The 5,824-nt window shown below is 72.5% G+C and carries 8 protein-coding genes and 1 pseudogene; 5 read left to right on the forward strand and 4 right to left on the reverse strand.

Annotated features, from left to right (window positions below; genetic code table 11):
* From ACXJKL_RS12560 to ACXJKL_RS12580, 5 genes are all read left to right on the forward strand, one after another.
* A partial coding sequence (locus ACXJKL_RS12560; protein ID WP_457207383.1) for a regulatory protein RecX occupies window positions 1-513 on the forward strand: 513 nt, incomplete at its 5' end.
* A gap of 28 nt (window positions 514-541) precedes the next feature.
* Window positions 542-1,426: a PPK2 family polyphosphate kinase gene (locus ACXJKL_RS12565; protein WP_457207384.1), complete on the forward strand. Its 885-nt coding sequence runs from the start codon at window positions 542-544 to the stop codon at window positions 1,424-1,426.
* Window positions 1,423-2,235, forward strand: coding sequence for a HipA family kinase (locus ACXJKL_RS12570; protein WP_457207385.1), 813 nt, complete (start codon window positions 1,423-1,425; stop codon window positions 2,233-2,235). The genes ACXJKL_RS12565 and ACXJKL_RS12570 overlap by 4 nt, the downstream gene beginning before the upstream one ends.
* Window positions 2,232-2,612, forward strand: a complete 381-nt coding sequence (locus tag ACXJKL_RS12575) for a DUF3037 domain-containing protein (RefSeq protein WP_457207386.1) — start codon at window positions 2,232-2,234, stop codon at window positions 2,610-2,612. The genes ACXJKL_RS12570 and ACXJKL_RS12575 overlap by 4 nt, the downstream gene beginning before the upstream one ends.
* 22 nt (window positions 2,613-2,634) lie before the next feature.
* The gene (locus ACXJKL_RS12580; protein WP_457207387.1) at window positions 2,635-3,375 is read left to right on the forward strand and encodes a DNA alkylation repair protein; all 741 of its coding nucleotides are present in this window, start codon (window positions 2,635-2,637) and stop codon (window positions 3,373-3,375) included.
* Here ACXJKL_RS12580 and ACXJKL_RS12585 read toward each other — a convergent pair.
* The 4 genes and pseudogenes from ACXJKL_RS12585 to ACXJKL_RS12600 all read right to left on the reverse strand — a co-directional run.
* Window positions 3,339-4,082 carry a sirohydrochlorin chelatase gene (locus ACXJKL_RS12585; RefSeq protein WP_457207388.1) on the reverse strand — a complete coding sequence of 248 codons (744 nt, stop codon included), beginning with the start codon at window positions 4,080-4,082 and terminating at the stop codon, window positions 3,339-3,341. The two genes, ACXJKL_RS12580 and ACXJKL_RS12585, sit on opposite strands and share 37 nt — an antisense overlap.
* Before the next feature lie 85 nt (window positions 4,083-4,167).
* Window positions 4,168-4,911 carry a phosphoadenylyl-sulfate reductase gene (locus ACXJKL_RS12590; RefSeq protein WP_457207389.1) on the reverse strand — a complete coding sequence of 248 codons (744 nt, stop codon included), beginning with the start codon at window positions 4,909-4,911 and terminating at the stop codon, window positions 4,168-4,170.
* Window positions 4,908-5,126, reverse strand: a complete 219-nt coding sequence (locus ACXJKL_RS12595; protein WP_457207390.1) for a hypothetical protein — start codon at window positions 5,124-5,126, stop codon at window positions 4,908-4,910. The genes ACXJKL_RS12590 and ACXJKL_RS12595 overlap by 4 nt, the downstream gene beginning before the upstream one ends.
* Window position 5,127: 1 nt before the next feature.
* A pseudogene (locus tag ACXJKL_RS12600) lies at window positions 5,128-5,824 on the reverse strand (nitrite/sulfite reductase); the annotation flags it as partial.

Raw genomic sequence — 5,824 nt, forward strand, 5'->3', positions numbered from 1 at the left:
CCCGACTCGGTCCGCGAGGACCCCGAGCCCGACCACGAGTCGGTGGCACGCAAGATCCTCCTCGACGCCCTGACCGGCCAGGCCCGCTCCCGCAAGGAGCTGGCCGACAAGCTCGCCAAGAAGGACGTGCCGGCCGAGCTGGCGTCCGCGCTGCTCGACCGTTTCGAGCAGGTGGGCCTGGTCGACGACGAGGCCTTCGCACGGGCATGGATCGCCTCTCGGCAGCCGGGCAAGGGACTCGCACGACGAGCCCTCGCCCAGGAGCTGCGCCGCAAGGGCATCGACGACGAGGTGGCCCGTGACGCGCTCGACGAGATCGACCCCGACGACGAGGAGTCCGCGGCCCGCGGCCTGGTCCGCAAGAAGCTGCGCACCATGCGTGGCCTGGAGCGCGACCGGGCGACCCGGCGGTTGGTGGGGATGCTGGCCCGCAAGGGCTACCCGCCCGGCATGGCGTTCGCCGTGGTCAGGGACGAGCTCGGAGCCGACGACGTCGACCTCGACACGCCCTGACGGTCGACGGCTGGGACATACTGCAGCGATGGGCAAGAAGAAGCAGCAGACATCGGGACCCACCGGAGAAGCCGTACGACAGCTCCTGCGCCTCCCGCAGGGGAAGGTCGACCTGGCGGACCTCGACCCCCGGGCCACCCCCGGCTTCGACGGCGACAAGGCGGCCGGCAAGGCTGCGCTGCCCGCCGTGGGCGAGCCCCTCGCCGATCTGCAGGAGCGGCTCTACGCCCAGGGCAAGTCCGACGGTCATCGCCGGGTGCTGCTCGTGCTGCAAGGCATGGACACCTCGGGCAAGGGTGGGGTGCTGCGGCACTCCGTCGGCCTCATCGACCCTCAGGGCGTGCGGATCACCTCCTTCAAGGCCCCCAACGCCGAGGAGCGTCGCCACAACTTCCTGTGGCGGGTCCGACGCGCGGTGCCTGAAGCCGGCGTCGTGGGTGTCTTCGACCGCTCCCACTACGAGGACGTCCTCATCRCCCGCGTGCGCGAGCTGACCACGCGCTCGGCGATCACCCGTCGCTACGACGCGATCAACCGGTTCGAGGCCGAGCTCGTCGACAGCGGGGTCACCGTCCTCAAGTGCATGCTGCACATCTCCGCCGAGGAGCAGAGGGAGCGCCTCCTCGCCCGGCTCGACGACCCGACCAAGCACTGGAAGTTCAACCCCGGGGACATCGACGAACGCTCGCAGTGGCGGGCCTACCAGGAGGCCTACGAGATCGCGCTGGAGCGCTGCAACACCGCCGAGTCTCCGTGGTACGTCGTGCCCAGCGACCGCAAGTGGTACCGCAACTGGGCGATCGCCACCATGCTGCACGAGGCCCTCGAGGAGCTCGCCCCGGTCTGGCCGCCGGCGGACTTCGACGTCGCGGGCGAGCGCCGTCGCCTGGTCGAGGAGGACCCGGTCACGTGACCGCGACGCCGTCGCACACCGAGGAGACCATGCTCCCCGGGGTGTTCGTCACGCGCTACGTCACCCCCCTGCGCGAGGGCGGGAGCCTCCCCGGCATCGTCGAGGGGGACGACCTCGGCACCTACGTGTGCAAGTTCCGAGGGGCCGGCCAGGGCCTCAAGGTGCTGGTCGCCGAGGTGATCGTGAGCGGGCTCGCCGAGCGGCTGGGCCTGCGCACGCCGCACCTCGTCGCCCTCGAGCTCGATCCCGAGATCGCGCGCTACGAGGCCGATGAGGAGGTCCAGGACCTCCTCAACGCCAGCGCGGGGCTCAACCTGGGCGTCGACTTCCTGCCGGGGGCCTTCGGGTTCGACGACACGGTGCTCGACCCCGGTGGGACCGCCGCCGCGGGGGAGGCCGCCAGGGTGATCTGGCTGGACGCGTTCTGCGCCAACGTCGACCGGTCGTGGCGCAACCCCAACCTGCTGCTGTGGCACGGCGACCTGTGGGTGATCGACCACGGCGCCTCCCTCTACTTCCACCACGGGTGGGCCGGGGGAGTGAGCGACCCCGGCCGCTTCGCCCGCCAGCCCTGGGACGCCTCCGACCACGTGCTCGGGCGGCACGTCGTGGGCGTCGCGGCGGCGGACGCGGAGGTCACTCCGATGCTGGGCCACGACGTCTTCGAACGCATCCTGGCGCGGGTCCCGGACGCGTGGCTGGAGCCGGTGCCGGGCGCCGAGACCCCCGCCGCCCTGCGGGCGGCGTACGTCGAGTTCCTGCTGGCCCGCCTCGGCACCCGCCAGTGGCTTCCCGGTGGTGGCGCGTGAAGCGGCTCGCCTACCAGTACGTCGTCCTGCGCTGCGTGCCGCGCCCCGACCGCGAGGAGTTCCTCAACGTCGGGGTGGTGCTCTACTGCCAGGCGGCCGACCACCTCGACGTGGCGTGGCGCTGCGACGTCGAGCGCCTGGCCGCCCTCGACCCGGGGTTGGACCCCGAGCAGGTGTGTGCGGCGCTGGCCTTCGTCGAGGGGGTGGCCCGCGGCGACGAGCGCGGCGGCGCGGCGGCGGAGCAGTCGCTGGGGCAGCGGTTCGGCTTCCTCAAGGCCCCCCGCAGCACGGTGCTGCAACCCGGCCCGGTGCACGGCGGCGTCACCACCGACCCCGCCCGACAGCTGGAGCACCTCCTCGAGCGCCTCGTGGGATGACTCGGAGCTGAGCGCCAGACCGATGAGTGCCGACCTGCTCCTCGTGACCGCCGTGCGCCGCGCGCTTGAGCGGGTCGGGGATCCCGTGCGGGCCCGGCGGCAGCAGGCGTACATGAAGTCCGACCTGCCCTACCGCGGGCTCAGCGCCCCCGAGCTGCGGGCCCTGCTCCGGCCGATCCTCTCCGAGCGCCGCGTCGCAGACCCCGACACGTGGCGCGACACCGCGGGCGAGCYCTGGGACGGCGCCACCCACCGTGAGGAGTGGTACGCCGCGATCGCGCTGCTGCGGCACCGCCACTACCGGCGGTGGACCGACCCGGACCTCGTGCCGTTGCTGCTGCACCTGGTGCGAACCGGCGCGTGGTGGGACGTGGTCGACGAGATCGCCAGCCATCTGGTCGGCGGCATCCTGGCGGACCACCGCGTGATCCTCACGCCCGTCGTACGCGCCTGGTCCGGGGACGAGGACAGCATGTGGGTGCGGCGGACCGCGATCCTGTCGCAGCTGCGGCACCGTCGCGCCACCGACACGGTCCTGCTCGCGGACGTGCTCGACGCCAACCTCGAGGGGTCGGCGTACGGCTCGGAGGTCTTCGTCCGCAAGGCGGTGGGATGGGCGCTGCGCGAGCACAGCCGCACCGACGCCGCGTGGGTGCAGGAGTACGTCGCGGCGCACGCCGAGCACCTCGCGCCGCTGTCACGGCGCGAGGCACTCAGGCTGGTGGCTCAGACGGGGACGAGCTCGACCGCGCCGACGGCGTAGCGGGCGAGCACCACGCGGGCGACCTCGGGGTGCGCGCCGAGGGGTGCGGACACCGCCACGGCCCCGGCCTCGAGGGACAGCTCGGCGGCCCGGTCGGGGAGGAACCCGGGGGCCAGGAAGAAGGACGCGACGGCGATGTGGCGGCGGCCCTCGGCCCGGAAGGCCCGCACGGCCTCGCCGGCGGCCGGCGGGGCGGCCGAGGCGAACGCGGCCGTCACCGGCAGCTTGTGGCGGGTGCCCCAGGTGCGGGCGAGCCGCGCCACGGCCTGGTTCGCCAGCTGGTCCGAGGACCCGGCGGCCGCCAGGACCAGGGCGTCAAGCTCGCGGACCCGGGCCTCCTTCAGCGCCTCGCGCAGTCGCAGGTCGAGGACCTCCAGGAAGGCGGCCTCCATGCCCAGGACCTTGGACGCCCGGATGGTGAGTCCCGGGTGCCGTGCGGTCGCCGCGGCGATCGCCTCGGGGACGTCCACCTTGGCGTGGTAGGCCTCGGTCAGCAGGAGCGGCACGACCACGATCTCGTCGAAGCCGGCCCGGACCAGCTTGTTGACGACCGTGTCGAACGACGGCTTCGAGAGCTCGAGGAAGGCCGCCTCGATGCGCAGGTCGGGGCGCATCGAGCGGACCTCGTCGACGAGCGCGGTGATCGTGGCGGCGGAGCGGGGGTCACGACTTCCGTGAGCCAGGGCGACCAGTGCAGGAGCGGCCATCAGAGGGGCCTCCCATCGTGGGTGGTGGTGTGGGGGTCGACGTCGTTGTCGGTGGAGAGGACTGTGCGGGTGGTGCGGAGTGGGTTCATGCGTGGATCCCGCACTCGGTCTTGGTGGTGCCCGCCCAGCGGCCACTGCGCGGGTCGTCGCCGGGGGCGACGCGGCGCGTGCAGGGCCAGCACCCGATGGACGGGTAGCCGTCGTGCACCAGCGGGTTGACCAGGACCCCGTGGTCGAGGATGTACTGCTCGACCTGCTCGTCGGTCCAGCGCGCCATGGGCGACACCTTGACCTTCTGCTTCTTCGCGTCCCAGCCGACGACGGGCGCGATCACCCGGTTGTGCGTCTCGGCGCGCCGCAACCCCGTGGCCCAGGCGTCGTAGTCGGCGAGGGTGTCGGCCAGCGGCGTGACCTTGCGCAGCGCGCAGCACAGGTCGGGGTCCGTCCGGAAGAGGTCCGTGCCGTACTGCGCATCCTGCTCGGCGACGGTCAGCGAGGTGCTGACGGTGCGCAGGTTGACCGGCAGCGTCGCCTCGACGGCGTCGCGGGTGCCGATCGTCTCGACGAAGTGGTAGCCGGTGTCCAGGAAGACCACGTCGATGCCGGGGGCCACCCTGGAGGCGAGGTGGGCGAGGACGGCGTCGCCCATCGAGGAGGTGATGCAGAACCGCTCGCCGAAGGTCGCGACCGCCCACTCGATGATGTTCTCGGCCGGTGCCAGCTCGAGCTCGGCGCCCACGTGGGAGACCAGCTCGCGCAGCTCCTCGGGGGTGCGTCCGTCGGTGTGGGTGCCCTTGAACTCGCGGGCAGCCTGGGTGGACAGGCTCATCGGACACCTCCTCCGCCGTGGTCGGTTCCGCCGTGGTCGGTTGCGCTGTGGTCGGTTGCGCTGTGGTCGGCGCGGTTGCTGTCGGGTCGGGTGAGGCCGAGGTACTTCACCGAGAAGGCACGCAGGCACGACCGGCACTCCCACCCGTCCTCCAGCGGCCACAGGGTGGTCTCGCCGCAGTAGGGGCAGTGCTGGGCGACCGCGCGCTCACTCATGTCAGACCGCCGCCGCGGCCGTCTCGCCGCGCAGGTGGACCTCGTCGGCACGCGCGGCCCAGGTCGCGAACGACTCCCCGTCGGCGCGATCGGCGAGGTACGCCGTCACGACGCTGGTCACGTAGTCGTCCAGGTCCGCGCTGGTCACCTTGTGCGCCCGCAGCTTGCGACCGAAGTTGGCCTGCAGGCCGAGGGCGCCCCCGAGGTGCACCTGGAAGCCCTCGACCTGGGTGCCCGACTCGTCGAGGACGAGCTGCCCCTTCAGGCCGATGTCGGCGACCTGGGTGCGGGCGCACGCGTTGGGGCAGCCGTTGACGTTGATCGAGATCGGCGTGTCGAGCTCGGGGAAGCGCTTCTCCAGCTCGGTGACGAGCAGGCGCGCCCGCTCCTTGGTGTCCACGATGGCCAGCTTGCAGAACTCGATGCCGGTGCACGCCATGGTGCTGCGTCGCCAGTTGCTGGGGCGGGCGGTGAGACCGATCCTCTCCAGGCCGTCGGCGAAGGCCTCGGTGTCGCGCCCGTCCACGCCGAGGACCACCAGCTTCTGGTACGCCGTGAGCCGGGCGCCCAGCGCGCCGTACTGCTCGACGAGGTCGGCCAGGGCGGTGAGCGTGGTCCCGTCGATGCGGCCGACCACGGGGGCGGCGCCGACGAAGAACTTGCCGTCCTTCTGCTCGTGGATGCCGATGTGGTCACCC

Source organism: Nocardioides sp. P5_C9_2, assembly GCF_054049555.1.